Source organism: Reyranella sp. (assembly GCF_050185545.1).
Lineage (GTDB): Bacteria > Pseudomonadota > Alphaproteobacteria > Reyranellales > Reyranellaceae > Reyranella.
On sequence record NZ_JBFWZI010000173.1, the window covers coordinates 1 to 15,389 of the forward strand.

Genomic DNA, 15,389 nt, shown 5'->3' on the forward strand with positions numbered 1-15,389 from the left:
CGACATCCTGTTCTGGTACAACGACGTGCTGCTCAACAAGGAGCTGACGCCGACCCTGCCGGGCTGGATCCGCAATGCCGACGGCTCGCCGGCCAAGGTCGAGAAGGTCGACGACAACACGGTGCGGTTTACCTATGCGGCGCCGGCCACCCTGTTCCTGACCGCGCTTGCCAACCAGGACGGCGCCGACCGCACTTTCGCGGTGTTCCTGCCGGCGCACTACCTCAAGAAGTTCCACCCCGCACACACGCCCAAGGCCGACATCGACAAGGCGACGCAGGCGGCAGGCTTCAAGGCGTGGACCGAGCTGTTCGCCAACAGGAATGCGCCGTGGGAGAACCCGGAGCGGCCGACCATGGGCGCCTGGGCGCCGGCCAGCCGCGCCTCCGATCCGGTCCTGACGCTCAAGCGCAACCCGTACTTCGTCGGCGTCGACAGCGCCGGCAACCAGCTGCCCTATCTCGACGAGGTGCGCTTCACCTACTTTGCCGACGCCCAGGCGCTCAATCTTGCCGCCATCGCCGGCCAGTTCGACATGCAGGAACGCCACGTCAACATGACCAACTACCCGGTGCTGAAGGAGCAGGAGAAGACCGGTAAGTATCGCATCATCACCTGGCCGACCTTCGGCGGCGCCGACGCGGTGATCGCGCTGAACCAGACCTACAAGGCCGATCCCGAGATGGGGAAGCTGATGGCCAACGTGGTGTTCCGCCGTGCCCTGTCGCTCGCCATCAACCGCGACCAGATCAAGGAGAGCGTGTTCCTGGGCCTCGGCGAGCCGCGCCAGGGCGTGCCGGCGCCGTGGCATCCATACTTCCCGGGGAAGGAATGGGCGCAGAAATACACCGAGTTCAAGCGCGACGAGGCCAACAAGATGCTCGACTCGATCGGCCTCACCAAGAAGGATGCCCAGGGCCTCCGCCTGCTGCCCAACGGCAAGCCGGCGACCATCGAGATCAGCGTCGTGCCGGCGTTCGGCGCGTGGCCCGACGTGGCCCTGCTGGTCTCCAAGGACTGGGAGGCGGTCGGCATCAAGACGATCGTGCAGATCCGCGAGCGCGCCCTGCACTTCAAGATGAGAGAGAACAACGAGCTGATGTCCGAGATCTGGAACGAGGACACCAGCGCCTTCCCCTACACCGGCAATGCCAAGGTCGATCCGCGCAATTCGCCGATCCTGACCATGGGGCCGCTGTGGCTGCGCTGGTACGCGACCGGCGGCAAGGAAGGCGCCGAGCCGCCGCCGGAGATGAAGCGCATCGTCGAGATCGTCGACAAGGCGCGCACCGTCGGGCCGGAGGAGCAGGTCAAGCTCTCGCAGGAGCTCTATCGCATCTGGGCGGACCAGCTGTTCGAGATCGGCACGGTCGGGTTGACGCCGATGGTGCAGGGCGTGGTGGTCACCAACACCAAGTTCCGCAACGTGCCGACGACACTCGGCAACGACTGGCCGCTGCGCAGCCCCGGCAATGCCCGCACCGAGCAGTTCTATTTTGCGAAGTGAGCCTCATTCTCCTCCCCAGCTTCGCTGGGGGGGTGTCGCGTCATACGCGACGGAGGGGCCATGATTCATGCGGACCGCGGGCGTCTCGCCCGCCTCATGATCATGAGCGGGCGAGACGCCCGCGGTCCAAGACTCATGACCCCTCCGCCTGCCTGCGCGAAGCCGAAGCGGCTTCGCTTCGGCGAAGGCAGGTCACCGATGACGGCGACACCTCCCCACTTCGTGGGGAGGAGAGCTGAGGCATGACCCGCTACATTCTCCAGCGGCTGGCGCTCCTGCCGCTGCTGATGGTGATCTACTCCTTCGTCATCTTCGTCATCATCCAGGCTCCGCCGGGCGACTTCCTGACGGCCTACGTGGCAACCCTGTCGTCGTCCGGCTCGTCGATCTCGGCCGAGCAGATCGCCGCGCTGCGCGCGCAGTACGGGCTCGATCAGCCGATGATCGTGCAGTACTGGCTGTGGGTGCAGCACCTGGTGCACGGCGATTTCGGCCTGTCGCTCGAGTACCAGCGGCCCAACGCCGAGCTGATCGGCGAGCAGATCGGGCTGACCCTGGCGCTGGCGCTGTTCTCCTTCGTGCTGACCTGGGCGATCGCCGTGCCGGCCGGCATCTACTCGGCGACCCATCCGCGCTCGCTCGGCGACCATGTGCTGACGGTGATCAACTACATTGGCGTGGCGACGCCCAACTTCATGCTGGCGCTGATCCTGATGTGGGTCGCCTTCGCCTATTTCGACATCAGCGTCACCGGCCTGTTCTCGCCCGAGTACGTCGACGCGCCGTGGAGCCTCGCTCGCGTCTGGGACCTCTTGGGCCACATCTGGCTGCCGGCTCTGGTGCTGGGCATCGCCGGAACGGCGCGCTTGAGCCGCATCATGCGCGCCAACCTGCTCGACGAGCTCAACAAGCCCTATGTCGTGACCGCGCGCGCCAAGGGCATGAGGGAATGGCGCCTGGTGCTGCGCTACCCGGTGCGGCTTGCCTTCAACCCGCTGGTCAGCACCATCGGCTGGTACCTGCCGATGCTGTTCTCCGGCAGCCTGATCGTCGCCACGGTGATGAACCTGCCCAACATCGGCCCGCTGCTGCTGCGCGCGCTGGTCAACCAGGACATGTACCTGGCCGGCGGCATCCTGCTGATCTATTCGTTCCTCACCATCCTGGGGACGCTCCTGTCCGACATCGCGCTTGCCCTGATCGACCCGCGCGTGCGGGTGGAGAGGTAGGGATGGGCAGGATCATGTCTTCATCCGGACCGCGGGCGTCTCGCCCGCTCATGATTCTGAGCGGGCGGGACGCCCGCGGTCCGCATGAGGCCCACCCATGACTGTCGATGTCGCCGGCAGCGCGGCCGAGGACAGGGTCGCCGTCGCCTCCAACTGGAAGCTGGTGTGGTGGCGCTTCCGCCGCCATCACCTGGCGATGGTGAGCGGCCTCCTGCTGATCTTCCTCTACCTGATCGTCATCGCGCCCGATTTCTTCTCGACCCAGGATCCCGAGCGCACCGACGCGCGCCAGGCCTTCATCCCGGTCCAGACCATCCATCTGTTCGACGACGGCAAGCTCGCGCCGTGGGTGCCGGCAATCGTCGGCAAGCGCAACCCTGTGACCTTGCGCATGGAATGGACGACCGATCCCGGGAAGAGGGTGCCCGTCCGCTTCTTCGCCCCGGGCTTCTCCTGGAAGCTGCTCGGCCTGATCCCAACCAACATCCATCTGGTCGCCCCCGTCGATCCGGCCCAGCGCATCTTCCTGCTGGGCTCCGATCGGCTCGGCCGCGATCAGTGGTCCCGCATCATGCACGGCACCCAGACCTCGATGACGGTCGGCCTGGTCGCGGTAGCGCTGAGCGTCATCCTGGGCGTCGTGCTGGGCGGCATCTCGGGCTATGTCGGTGGCAAGACCGACCAGGTGATCCAGCGGATCATCGAGCTGCTGCAATCGGTGCCGACCATCCCGATCTGGCTCGCCCTGTCGGCTGCGCTGCCGCGCGACTGGACGCCGACGGAGGTGTTCTTCGCCATCACCGTGATCCTCTCGCTGGTCGGCTGGACGACGCTCGGCCGCGAGGTGCGCGGACGCTTCCTCGCTTTGCGCGAAGAAGACTTCGTGCTGGCGGCCCGGCTCGCCGGCTGCTCGCGCATGCGCATCATCCTGCGCCACATGGTGCCGACCTTCCTGAGCCACATCATCGCCACCAGCTCGCTCGCCATCCCGGTGATGATCATCAACGAGACCTCGCTCTCCTTCCTGGGGCTGGGCATCCGCCCGCCGGCGATCAGCTGGGGCGTGCTGCTGCAGGAGGCGCAGAACATCCAGACGCTCGCGCTGGCGCCGTGGCTGCTGATCCCCGGCCTGGTCGTGATCGTGGCCGTGCTCGCCTTCAACCTGGTGGGCGACGGCCTGCGCGATGCCGCCGACCCCTACAGCCACTGAGCGGCCGATGGCGCTCGCCAACGCCCGGCCGCTGCTCTCGGTGCGCAACCTGCGCGTCTCTTTTGCGCTGGACGAGGGGCTGGTGCGCGCCGTGGACGGCACCAGCTTCGATGTCATGCCTGGCCAGGTTCTGGGCGTCGTGGGCGAGAGCGGCTGCGGCAAGAGCGTCACCATGCGCGCCATCCTGCAGCTGGTCGAGCGACCGGGCCGCATCACCGCCGGCGAGATCCATTTCCGCCGACGGCCCGTCAATGGCGGCGGCGAGGACAGCGCCGAAGTGGTCGACATCGCCCGGCTGCCGCCGCGCGGTCCGGTGATGCGCGACATCAGGGGCGGCGAGATCGCGCTGATCCCGCAGGAGCCGATGGCGGCCTTCAGCCCGGTGCACACGGTGGGCGACCAGATCGTCGAGGCCATCCTGCTGCACGGCCATCGCTGGCAGGAGGGCGGCCGCAAGCTCACACGCCGCGAGGCGCGCGACATCACGGTCGGCCTGTTCCGCGACGTCGGCATCTCGATGCCCGAGCAGAGGATCGACGCCTTCTCCTGGCAGCTTTCCGGCGGACTGCGCCAGCGCGCCATGATCGCCATGGCGCTGTCGTGCAAGCCCAGGCTCCTGATCGCCGACGAGCCGACGACGGCGATCGACGTCACCACCCAGGCCCAGGTGCTGGCGCTGCTGCGCGACCTGCAGGCGCGCTACGGCACCGCCATCATCTTCATCACCCACGATCTCGGCGTGATCGCCCAGATGGCGAGCTACGTCGTCGTCATGTATCTCGGCCGCGTCATGGAGGAGGGGCCGGTCGACGACATCTTCCATGCCCCCAAGCATCCCTATACGCGCGCCCTGCTGCGCTCGATCCCGAGCCTGTACGGCGAGACCCGCGTGGCCCTGCCGGTGATCAGCGGCGCCCTGCCGCATCCCTTCAATCGCCCGCCGGGATGCCCGTTCCATCCGCGCTGCCCCGACGTCATGACGAAATGCGCGGGCGCCGTGCCCAGCCTGCAGCCGGTCGGCACGAGCCAGCTCGCGAGTTGCTTCCTGCACCACGACGTGGTGGACCCGGCATGAGCGAGACAGCCGCTTCGCCCGCGCGAACCGACGGCCTCGCCGCTCAGCCGCCGCTACTCGAGGTCAAGGGCCTGCAAAAGTTCTTTCCGATCACGCGCGGCTTCCTGCAGCGCGTCGTCGGCCACGTCCGCGCCGTCGACGGCGTCGACTTCACCCTGGCCGAGGGCGAGACGCTGGGCCTGGTGGGCGAGAGCGGCTGCGGCAAGACCACGGCCTCGCGCTGCATCCTGCGCGCCATCGATCCGACCGGCGGCAGCATCCTTTACCGCACGCGCGAGGGCCGTACCGTCGATCTCGCCACCTTGGCCCCGCGCGAGCTGCTTCCCCTGCGCGCCGAGATCCAGATGATCTTCCAGGACCCGTTCGGCTCGCTCAACCCGCGCATGAACCTCTTGGACAATGTCGGCGAGCCTCTGCTGGTGAACGGCATGGGCAATCGCCGCGAGCGCGCCGACCGCGTCGCCGAGCTCCTGCGCCTGGTCGGGCTCCGGCCGGAGTTCATGCATCGCTTCCCGCACGCCTTCTCGGGCGGCCAGCGCCAGCGGATCGGCATCGCCCGCGCCCTCGCCACCAACCCGCGCCTGGTCGTGGCCGACGAGCCGGTGTCGGCGCTCGACGTCTCGATCCAGGCCCAGGTGCTGAACCTGTTGCTCGAGCTGCAAACGCGGCTCAAGCTCACCTTCCTGTTCGTCGCCCACGATCTCTCGGTGGTGCGCCACATCTCCGACCGCATCGCCGTGATGTACGTCGGCCAGCTGGTCGAGCTCGCCAAGACCGATGCCCTGTTCCGCCGGCCGCAGCATCCCTACACGTCGGCCCTTATGCGCGCCGTGCCGGCCGCCGACCCGCGCGTCCGCTCGGGTGACGGCATTTTGGGCGGCGAGGTGCCGAGCCCCGCCGCGCCGCCGCAAGGCTGCTACTTCAACCCGCGCTGCCGTCACGCGCAGGCGCGCTGCCGCGTCGAGGCCCCGGCGCTGCGCGAGATCGCGCCGGGTCATTTCAGCCGCTGCCACTTCGCCGGCGAGATGGAGTTCTGAGGCGCGTTCGCCCGCTACCGCGCCTCGAGCCCGGCGGCTGCAATCACGGTCTTCCACTTCACTGTTTCGGCGGCGATGTGCGCGGCGAGATCGTCCGCGCAGCGTGGCGTCTCGAGGACACCGAGGCTGCGAATCCTCGCCACGGCGGCCTCGCTGGCGAGTCCCTTCACGATTGCTTCGGAGAGAACGTTCACCAAGGCACGCCGGATGCCGGTCGGCGCGGCAACATACCACCAGAGGGTGGCGTTGAAGTCGCCGAAGCCATGCTCGCTGACGCTGGGTATTTCGGGCGCGGCGAACCAGCGACCTGCCGAGCTCACGGCCAGGGCATGGAACGCACCTGATCGGATGTGCGGCAGGCAGGTGGGCAGATTGTCCATCGCGACCAGAACATGTCCTGCCCGCAGATCCCTGATCAGGCGCGACCGGCTGCGGTAAGGCATGTGCGCGAGCCTGATGCCGGCCAGCCCCTGCAGATGCTCCATGGCCAGGTGCCCCATGCTGCCGATCGCGGGGGAGCCGTAGCTCATGTGGAAGGGCGGCTGGGCCTTGCAGCAGTGGATCAGCTCGGCGAGCGACCGGCAGCGGAACGAGGGATGCACGACCAGCACGTTTGCCACTTCGCCGACCAGGGCGATGGGCGCGAAGCTCTCCGCGCAGTCATAGGGAACGTACCTGTACAGGTACTGGTTCGTCACGGCGGTGCCGACGTGACCCAGCAGCAATGTCCTCCCGTCCGGCACGGCGCGGGCTACGATCTCCGCACTGACATTGCCGCTGCCGCCCGTTCTGTTCTCGACGGCGAAATTCCAGCTCGTCGCTTCGCTCAGGATTCCGGCCACGACGCGCGCTATGAGATCGGTTGTGCCCCCGGCGGCGAAGGGGACGACGATGCGCGCACTCCTGTCACCGGAGCGAAGAGCCTCCGTGCGACCATTGCGAGCGGCACTGGGCGCCGCGAAGACACAAGCAGCCAACCCTGCGGCAATCGCCGTGCGTCGGTGGATGGCGATCGACATGTGCTTCCTCCCTTGCTGACGTTAGTGCCCCCCGAGGGCAAAAAATGCCCCGGGCGGAGTTTCCGAAGAGTCCGATTGGGGAGCCGGGACTGAACCTGACCCGATCACCTGTTGGATCGAAGGAAGGACTCGCACGAAGCGAACGAGCCCCCTGATCCCTCTGAAGGGCAGGCTTTCCTCGCGAGTCGGCAAGGTAGCGAGGAGTTGGCTGATCCCGGGACGTCCGGCCACGTCGTGGCTCAGCACGATGTCGCCGTTCCTGCTCCTCCCCCGCAACCTGGCCGCCAGGTTGACGGTCGATCCAAAATAGTCGACGCGGTGGTCGCGCTCGACCCTGACGCACCCGCCAGCATGAACGCCCAGCCTGACGGCGATTCGGCGATGATGACCTCCCTTCGCCTTCGCCCGATCGAAATGGGCGATGCGCGCCTGCACGGTGAGGGCGACGGCAACCGCGTCGAACGGATCGTCGAATGCGGCCATCATGGCATCGCCGATGGTCTTCACGACGGTGCCGCCGTGGTCGAAGACGAGGTCCGAGAGGGACGCGAAGTGCTGGCGCACGACGTCATAGGCGGCGGCATCGCCCAGTCGTTCGTAGAGGGCGGTCGAGTTGCTGAGGTCGGTGAAAAGGAATGCCACCGGACATCCGGCGATCTCGCAGCGGCGCCGTGGCGCGCGCTCCGAGGGAATGGCTGGCAGCGTGGTCATGTTGCCCTCTCCGGCCATCCGGCTGTTCAGCCGGACGGCCCGTTGCGATGGGCACTTGGTACCAGCCGGGCCGTGATCGGGTCGTGAGGCGACTGTGAATCGAAACTGCCTCTTTGTGGCAGTATCGTGGAGGCGCCCCCTGTCGAGGCGGCGACCCGATGTCGAGGAGTGTTTGGCGGTCTCGTAATCCGAGACGGAGCTCAGCTAGTTGTATCGATAGTCGTCAATGACCTCGCCGAGCCATGGGCGGCGTGCGGCGGCGATGCGGCAGGACAAGCCATTGGGCAGGCACGCCACGACCCGCAGGGCATACGGCGAGTTCACGTTCGACAGCAACGCCCGGCCAGCCGTCGGTACCACCTGGCCGGCGATGACAAGGCCCGTCGGCGCGCGGTGCAGCAAGTCGAAACGCACCCCTCCGCTGGGACGGAAGGCCGATTGCTGAAACCCCACCAGGGTCAACCGCGGCATCGTCCGAGGCGACGTCATGCCCGTTTCGCGGCCCGACCAGCCGATCAGCAGCACACGCCCTTCCGGCCCGAGGCGGGATACGAGGAACCATACCCTTTTGAGGGTCCGTCGCGTCGCCGAACGCTCGCGACGCAGCACCACCTTGCCCTGCATCGCCATGACAAAGCCTTCTGGGGTCATCGGTCCACCTGCTTGCCTGGGTCATACGGTTGAGCGACCATCACGGATGCCTCGCGCAGGGGGCAGCGGCACCGGAGACGACACGAATGGCGATACCAGTCGATCTGCTGCGCTTGGCAGCATCGGCTGTGGCATACGACCCGGCGGACCGGCGAGCAACGCCCTTGTTGGGGTTGCTCGGCTGGGATCGTGTGGCGGAACCCGCAGTGGCGGCCGATCGCTCCCGGCTGCTGGCGGCTGCTTCGGAGTGCGTGCGGGTCTTCCCGCTGCGTGCGCCGGATGCGCCAGGCCTTCATTGCTTCGGTGCCGAGGTCGATCTGGCGCTGGCCGCGGGAGAGCCTGGCTTGCCGGTGATCGGCAGCTCCGGTGTTGCCGCGCAGCCCGGCGCCGCATTTGCCGCCTGTATCGGCGAGGCCGTGGAACTGCGGGCCCAGGTGCTGACCCCGGCACAGCGGACGAGGCTCGGGCAAGGTGCCGCCGATGAGGTGACGGCATTGCGATGGCCGGACGGCGCGCCCCGCGCGGTGCCGTTGGATCGATGCTTGCGTCGTATCCCGCATCGGGTCACGCGGGCTGCCGCGGCCCCACTCAGCATCGGCTGCGCTGCCGGCCGCACCCGGGACGAAGCGATGCTGCGCGCCGCCCTCGAGCTGGTGGAGCGGGATGCCGTCGCGCTGTGGTGGCGCGGTGGTCGTGCCGGACGGCCCGTCGCGCTGGAGGCCTCCGCGCAGGCCGGCGTGCTGCTCGGAGAGCTGCGGCGAGGCCTGACGCATCGCCACACCTGGCTGCTCGACATCGCGAGCGACCTCGACGTGCCGGTGGTCGCCGCGGTCTCTCTGGGGTCGGACGGCACGGGATTCAGCTTCGGCACGGCGGCTCGTCCGAACGTCGCCGAGGCCGCCTGCGCGGCGGTTCTCGAGCTGTGCCAGAACGAGCTGGCCCATGCCGTGGCCTCGGCAAAGCGCGAGCAGCGCGGCGAGGCCGGGCTCAACCCGCGCGACAAGGCGATACTGAGCCGGACTTGGCAGATCACTGGGGAAACCGCCTGGCTGATCCATCCGACGGGAGCCCCGCGCCGCCTGGCGTTGTCGGGCAATGCCGCGAACCAGCACATCGCATCACTCCGGGATCGGCTCGAAGCGGCCGGTCTCGAGCTGCTGGTGTTCGATCACTCCGAGGGTGGAGGTGGGATGCCCGTTTGGCGCGCGCTGTCTCCGGGCCTCGCCTGCGAGCCGTCCATCGAAATGTCGCCCCGCCTGCAGCACGCCATTGCCGAGACCGGGGGAGGCCCCGGGCATCGGGTCGGGGTCTCGCTTTACGCTTGATTGGAATGGCATTCTCGCGCTGGTATCATAAAATAGAAACGACCTGGGAGAGAGCTCCGCGAGGAGCCAGGTCCAATGCGGGCGGGCATGAATCAACTTTCCATGTCCCTGCTGGGTGGCTTCAGGCTCGATAGGGCGGGGCAGGAACTTCGTCTGCGCAACCGCAAGGCCCGCGCTGTGCTTGGCTGCCTCGCCCTGTCGGCAACTGGCGAAGAAACGCGCGAGCGGCTTGTCGGGTTGCTGTGGAGCGAATCGTCGGAAGAGAAGGCGCGAGCCTCGCTGCGCCAAGTGGTGCACGAATTGCGCGGCGTGCTGCCGGCTGACGTACTGGCGGCAGAACGACTCAGCCTCGTGCTCGATCGCGATGCCTTCGACGTCGATGTCGAACAGGTCAAGTCGGCGCTCGGCCAGGGCGAGGTCCATCCTGCTCTGCTGGCACAGACGCGGCCGACGGAGGCCTTGCTGGAAGGACTCGAGGATCTCGATCCGGCATTCAATGTGTGGCTTCTGGCGCGCCGCCAGGCGCTTCACGATCAGTTCGCGCGCCGGCTGGAGATGCTCCTGCCGGCGGAGACACGCAATCAGCGGACTCTTGCGCAAGCCTTGCTCAACCTCGATCCGACCCACGAGGAAGCCTGCCGGCAGGCGATGAAGGCAGCGGTCGCGGAGGGCAACATTTCCGGTGCGCTGCGCACCTACGAAGCGTTGTGGAACGTGCTTGGCGAGGACTTCGACATGGAGCCTTCGCTGGCGACGCAGGAGCTGGTAGCCGACATCAAGTCGGGCAAGCTGAAGCCGGGGCCGCGCAGCGAGCCGCCGATCCTGGTTCCTCCCATGCCACCGCAGCCGCGCAGCGCCGGGGGGCGGCTCCTGCTGCTGGTCGAGTCCTTCGCAGCGCATGGCGTGCCGGAGGAGCGCGGGTACCTCGTGCAGGGCTTCCGGCACGACCTGATCGCCTGCCTCGCGCGCTTCCGTGAATGGTTCGTGATGGATGGCGGCGTGCTGCCGGCCCGGGACGCCTCGATCGATCGCGTCTCCGGCCGATACTCGATCGGCGGGACCGCCTATCAGGCAGGCGACCGCATCAGCCTCGTGCTGACGCTGCGCGATGGCGAGACCGGAATCGTCGTTTGGAGCGAACGCATCGATGTTGGCTTGGACACGTGGTTCGAGGCACAGAACCAGCTGGTGCGCGGTATTGCGATGTCGCTGACCGGCCAGATATCGGCGGCGCGGCTTTCCAGCATCGCCACGCGCAGTGACGTGTCCCTGGCGGCGCATGATCGCTGGCTGCTGGGGCAGAGCGTGATCCGCAGCTTCAGCCCGGAACACTGGGGTCGCGCCCGCGCCCTGTTCCTCGAATCGATCGCCGAGGACCCGAACTTCTCGTCGTCGTACAGCAGCCTCGCGCAGCTCGACAATGTCGAGCACATCGTCAATCCCGGCGTGTGGCGCGACCGCGCGCGCGAGGAGCGCTCGCTCGAGATGGCGCGCCGGGCGGTGCAGCTCGACCCGATGGATTCGCGGGCGCAGCTTTGCCTCGGATGGTCGCTGGCCATGGTCCGCCAGTACGACCGCGCCGGCACGCACATGCAGCTCGCCTGCGAGCTGAATTCCAACGACAGCTGGACGCTGATTTCGGCCGCGCTGTTCCATTCGTTCTGCGGCAGCCACGCGGAAGCGATGCGGCTCGCCTCCGAGTCCCTCGAGATGACGTTCGCGCCCAGTAGGACCCATTGGGGATACCAGGTGACGATTGCCTATCTGCGCGGTGACGACCGTGCTGCGATCACGGCCTGCGACCAGGCGCAAGACGTGATCAGGACGCTGCGCGCCTGGCGGGCCGCGGCGCTCTACAATCTGGGTGACAGGGAGGGCGCGCGGCGTGCTGCGGGAGACTACTTCAGCCAGGTGCGTGAGGCGTGGCGAGGCGCCACGCCGCCGACCGAGAGCCTCATGGGCAAATGGCTGCTCCATCTGTATCCCATCAGCACGCTGGAGAATTGGGAGAGGCTGCACCAGGGCGTGGCCGGTGCCGGAATTCCCGACGCCGGCCTGCGCCACAATGGCTGGTAGGCGCCTGCGCCGGTCAGGCGCAGTTGGCGATCGTGTAGTCGCCGGTACGCGCGTTGTCGAAGTCGAGCTTCACTTCGAAGCTGGCGCCCGGTTGCGCGCCCTCCGCCGTGACGGCGCCGTAAAAGTCCGGCAGGTTGTAGCCTTGCGACTGCAGCCGCTGCTCGTGTTCGGTGATCATGTCGGCCGGCGGCAAACGGATGACGAGCTCGTTGGGCAGGTGTGTCCTGAAGCTCAGGCTCGTGATGCCAGGGTCGAGATCGAAGTCGATCCCGGCGTCGGCGAGCGCAGTCTTGAATTCGTCCAGCGACTTCGGCCGGGACGTCTCGTCCTTGGACCATTTCTTGACCAGGACGCCCAGCTTGGCGTGATTGTTGACTGTCAGGGGGCGAATCATGGCGTGTCCTTTCTGCGGTTGATCAGATGAAGGCGGGCGTGGCACCGCGCAGGCGGTTCTGGTCGGCGATGAATCCGACGAGGCCGGCCATGTCGCGGATCTCGGGAACGGCGGCCAGGGCTCCCTTGCCGAGCGTACTCAGTGACAAGCGCGCGAGGTTGTCCTGCAGCGGCGCCGTGACGATCTCGCCGGGGAGCGGGTCATCGAGCATCGCACGATACAGCACCTCGGCGACGATCAGCGAGCCGAGGCGACCCAGGCGAAGACCCGCCTCTTCGTGCTCCGCTTCGAACATCACGTAAAACGGCAGGGGTGGATCGGCGGCGAGAGCGGCAACGTCGTTCTCGTTTGGCCGGGTGGCGTGGCGGGGCCGATTCATCCAGCCGGCCAACACCGCGCGGCGTGTCTCCTCGTCCGCAAGCTTCGAGCGAGCCAGGAGGTCGCCCCAGCCCAGTTCCGCGATCCTGCTCTGCAGAGCCGCGTAGAGCGGCTGAACGGACGATACGCCGGAGAGTGCGGCGCTCAGCAGATCCTGCAGGGCGACGCCGTTGGTACGCACGCCAGGTGACGACTTGGCTGCCTCGGCCGGCGGCAGCGGCGATGGGAACCAGGCTGCGTTGTCGAGCGTGCCCGTGTAGCGAGGCCCGATCTTCAGGCTGAGGTTGGGCTCGGGGCTGCCGCCTTCCAGCCGGAAGAAGCGCCCCCAGGGCAGGATCCAGCTGGCATCGAGTGGCATGGAGCCCGGTGCACGGGTGCTGGTGCGCCTCAAAGCCTGCGAAAGCGGCTGAGCGGCGGGCGCGCCCGTCTGATACGCGGGCCGAATCATGCTGTGCGCGAAGCGGAAGGCGCCATGAGAGAACTCCAGCGGCACCGACGTGCCGCCGCGCTTTCCGGGACCGCATTCGAGCGTGCCACGGCTGCCGCCGGCCTCGTATTCCGCTTGGTACCGCTTGTGCACATCGGGTTGCAGCAGCCGGTGCAACAAGTCATCGCGCACGATGCGCCGGTAGATCATGGTGGTCGCGGCACGGGCGCACGCGAAGCGCTTTTCCATGTCGCCGCGCCACTCGCCGGGCTCGGAGGAGCGGTCGATCACGCCAAGCAGGGTGTTGTGCAGCATGTGGAACAAGGCCGTCATCTGCGAGACGAGCACGTTGTCGTCGTTGCGCGAATCGGCGAGCAGGACCTCGGTCAGCGAGGGATTCGCGATCCACGGCTCGTTGGAATTGCCAGGAGCGGCGCCATTCGGCGCATCCATCGGCTGGCTGGCCAGGCGTCCGATATCGCGCAGCGGGCCGTTGGCCTCGGCGCGCATGGGATCGCTGCGCATGCGTCCCAGGCGAAGCCGGCTGCGCGACGACGTGTCGTTTCGATCATCCGGTTCGTACGCGAACGGGCATCCAGACGGGCCGTCGTCATAGATCGTGTCGAGGCGGAGCCGGCCGGTGCGCGCGTTGCGCGCCTGCGCCCGCGGGTTGGACAAGGCCCAGAACGGCGTCGATGTGCGCACGCAATCGTGGGCCACGAGCTGCAGAAGATAGGTGTAGCCGGACGGCAGGTCGGGATTTTCCAGTTTCTTGATGAGCTCCGGCCCTTCGTTCTCCGTCGCCATCAGGCCCGCCAGGACGCCCATCAGACGATGTGTCTCCGGCCGGTTGTCAGGAGGGGCGGCACCGCCGGCCTTGAGCCGCTGCGCGTCGTCCGGCGCCTTGCCCAGGTGACGAAAGCCACGCTCGTCGAGTGTGCTTATCGCGGCTTCAGCCTTGTCGGCATAGTGTGGCGCTCCGCCAAGTCCGCGTCCGTGAGAAACGATCATCTGGGCCTCCCCCGTTCGATCGTTCGACCTTGTCACCGGTTGCGTTATTTTACCGTGAATGGCCGCGGCGTAGAGGCATCGACCCGGCGCCGCGACCGGGCGACGGGGATGGCCCTGCCCCGGCAGCTCACCGAATAATCCGCTGATTGTGTCGTGAAAAGGCTAGACGCCGACCGCGCGAAAGGTGACGCCGTGCACCGCGGCATAGTCTGCTTCGTGGGTCAGCCGAGGCAGGGAGCCGTCGCGTGCCTGGCGCTCGAGCTCGGCCTGGGTGTCGCGTCCGGTGAGCAGAACGATGTCGATCAGCGGCGCGCCGACCGGAAAGCGGCGGAGCGCGTGCCAGGTGCCGCGATGGAGCACGACGCCCACCGTGCCGTCCATGCGGAAGGCGCGGACGCTGTCGGGCGGCGGCAGGGCGTTGCGGTCCGCCGGGTCGCTGGGCGGTGCCACGACCATGACACTGGCCACTCCACCCAGCGGCAGGAAGGCTTGCGTCACGCCAAGATGGCGCTCCATGTGACTCCACTCGACCGGCTCGCGATGATAGCGACAGAGCGTCATCTGGGTCGGTCCATCGACGTCGAACGGCGCCATCCAGGTCTGCAAGGTGCCCCAGTCGAGCGCCGGCGCTCCGCCCACCGCGCCGACGATCGCGCCGAACGGCGCGAAGGCGGACGGTGTGAGCGGCTCCACCGCGATCTCGACCAGTCGTGGCATCATCCAGTTCCCCCCGTTCGATCCATGCGCCGCACCGGGAAATCGCGCACCGGGTTGGCGGCCTTACCGCCGCCAGAGGCGAGAGAGTGTCACCATCTGCCCGTTTGCCAAAGCCTCGAGCACTGTTGCCCGCCGATCGAGCGCCACCGCGCCTTCGCGGGCCTGAAGTCGCTCGCACAGGTCCGTGGATCGGGCGGCGTTCATGCGCGTCCGGGCGGCACGCTCCCTGTCCGCCTTGGCGCGTTCGAGCAGGTCCTCGACGTCGAGCATGCAAGCCCCCTTTCAACGGCCCCAGCTGCACCTGTCGATCTGGAAGCCGGATTGGGCGAAATGGTGTCCTTAGGATAACTTCGAGGACAGGTTCGTAGTCGCAAGCCAGCAAACCGGCCACCTGACCGTCTTCGGGAGAATTCCATGCCATTATATCAAAGAGGCGACGTTCGCATTCGCTACGAGGAGACCGGCTCCGGCTTCCCGCTGCTGGTCATCCCTGGTGGCGGGTTGAATTCCCGCGTCAGCAACTGGCAGACCGCCGTTTTCAATGCGATGGAGGAATTCAAGCACGACTTCCGCTGCATCACCATGGACCAGCGCAATGCCAATGGCGGGGAGTCCGTCGGTC

The 15,389-nt window shown here is 67.5% G+C and carries 15 protein-coding genes; 8 read left to right on the forward strand and 7 right to left on the reverse strand.

What is annotated here, in order from left to right:
* The 5 genes from AB7O82_RS30460 to AB7O82_RS30480 all read left to right on the forward strand — a co-directional run.
* Positions 1–1,507 (forward strand): ABC transporter substrate-binding protein (locus AB7O82_RS30460; RefSeq protein WP_428620962.1); only part of this gene is annotated, 1,507 nt, incomplete at its 5' end.
* Between the two features lie 242 nt (positions 1,508–1,749).
* Complete coding sequence (locus AB7O82_RS30465) at positions 1,750–2,736, forward strand: ABC transporter permease (protein ID WP_428556321.1); 987 nt, start codon at positions 1,750–1,752, stop codon at positions 2,734–2,736.
* A 97-nt stretch (positions 2,737–2,833) separates the two neighbouring features.
* Positions 2,834–3,946: an ABC transporter permease gene (locus tag AB7O82_RS30470; RefSeq protein ID WP_428556318.1), complete on the forward strand. Its 1,113-nt coding sequence runs from the start codon at positions 2,834–2,836 to the stop codon at positions 3,944–3,946.
* Positions 3,947–3,953: 7 nt separating this feature from the next.
* Positions 3,954–5,021, forward strand: a complete 1,068-nt coding sequence (locus AB7O82_RS30475) for an ABC transporter ATP-binding protein (RefSeq protein WP_428620964.1) — start codon at positions 3,954–3,956, stop codon at positions 5,019–5,021.
* Positions 5,018–6,058, forward strand: coding sequence for an ABC transporter ATP-binding protein (locus AB7O82_RS30480; protein WP_428554334.1), 1,041 nt, complete (start codon positions 5,018–5,020; stop codon positions 6,056–6,058). Before AB7O82_RS30475 ends, AB7O82_RS30480 begins: the two co-directional genes overlap by 4 nt.
* A gap of 14 nt (positions 6,059–6,072) precedes the next feature.
* Here AB7O82_RS30480 and AB7O82_RS30485 read toward each other — a convergent pair whose 3' ends face one another.
* From AB7O82_RS30485 to AB7O82_RS30495, 3 genes are all read right to left on the reverse strand, one after another.
* On the reverse strand, positions 6,073–7,077 hold the full coding sequence (locus AB7O82_RS30485; RefSeq protein WP_428554332.1) for a Bug family tripartite tricarboxylate transporter substrate binding protein: 1,005 nt from the start codon (positions 7,075–7,077) through the stop codon (positions 6,073–6,075).
* A gap of 21 nt (positions 7,078–7,098) precedes the next feature.
* Complete coding sequence (locus tag AB7O82_RS30490; protein ID WP_428554329.1) at positions 7,099–7,806, reverse strand: adenylate/guanylate cyclase domain-containing protein; 708 nt, start codon at positions 7,804–7,806, stop codon at positions 7,099–7,101.
* Between the two features lie 186 nt (positions 7,807–7,992).
* Positions 7,993–8,439: a hypothetical protein gene (locus AB7O82_RS30495; RefSeq protein ID WP_428620966.1), complete on the reverse strand. Its 447-nt coding sequence runs from the start codon at positions 8,437–8,439 to the stop codon at positions 7,993–7,995.
* 86 nt (positions 8,440–8,525) lie between these two features.
* Between AB7O82_RS30495 and AB7O82_RS30500 the strand changes: the two genes are divergently transcribed.
* Together AB7O82_RS30500 and AB7O82_RS30505 are read left to right on the forward strand one after the other, a co-directional pair.
* Positions 8,526–9,764, forward strand: a complete 1,239-nt coding sequence (locus AB7O82_RS30500) for a YcaO-like family protein (RefSeq protein WP_428554323.1) — start codon at positions 8,526–8,528, stop codon at positions 9,762–9,764.
* 87 nt (positions 9,765–9,851) lie between these two features.
* Positions 9,852–11,840 (forward strand): BTAD domain-containing putative transcriptional regulator, encoded by a 1,989-nt coding sequence (locus AB7O82_RS30505; RefSeq protein ID WP_428620968.1) that lies wholly within the window; start codon positions 9,852–9,854, stop codon positions 11,838–11,840.
* A gap of 13 nt (positions 11,841–11,853) precedes the next feature.
* On the opposite strand, the gene AB7O82_RS30510 is transcribed toward AB7O82_RS30505, so the two are convergent.
* From AB7O82_RS30510 to AB7O82_RS30525, 4 genes are all read right to left on the reverse strand, one after another.
* The gene (locus AB7O82_RS30510; protein ID WP_428541744.1) at positions 11,854–12,234 is read right to left on the reverse strand and encodes a hypothetical protein; all 381 of its coding nucleotides are present in this window, start codon (positions 12,232–12,234) and stop codon (positions 11,854–11,856) included.
* 22 nt (positions 12,235–12,256) lie between these two features.
* Positions 12,257–13,867 carry a peroxidase family protein gene (locus AB7O82_RS30515; RefSeq protein ID WP_428541747.1) on the reverse strand — a complete coding sequence of 537 codons (1,611 nt, stop codon included), beginning with the start codon at positions 13,865–13,867 and terminating at the stop codon, positions 12,257–12,259.
* Positions 13,868–14,212: 345 nt separating this feature from the next.
* The gene (locus tag AB7O82_RS30520) at positions 14,213–14,770 is read right to left on the reverse strand and encodes an ureidoglycolate lyase (RefSeq protein ID WP_428541750.1); all 558 of its coding nucleotides are present in this window, start codon (positions 14,768–14,770) and stop codon (positions 14,213–14,215) included.
* Between the two features lie 60 nt (positions 14,771–14,830).
* Complete coding sequence (locus AB7O82_RS30525) at positions 14,831–15,037, reverse strand: hypothetical protein (protein ID WP_428541753.1); 207 nt, start codon at positions 15,035–15,037, stop codon at positions 14,831–14,833.
* Between the two features lie 144 nt (positions 15,038–15,181).
* Here AB7O82_RS30525 and AB7O82_RS30530 point away from each other — a divergent pair.
* Positions 15,182–15,389 (forward strand): alpha/beta fold hydrolase (locus AB7O82_RS30530; protein WP_428620969.1); only part of this gene is annotated, 208 nt, incomplete at its 3' end.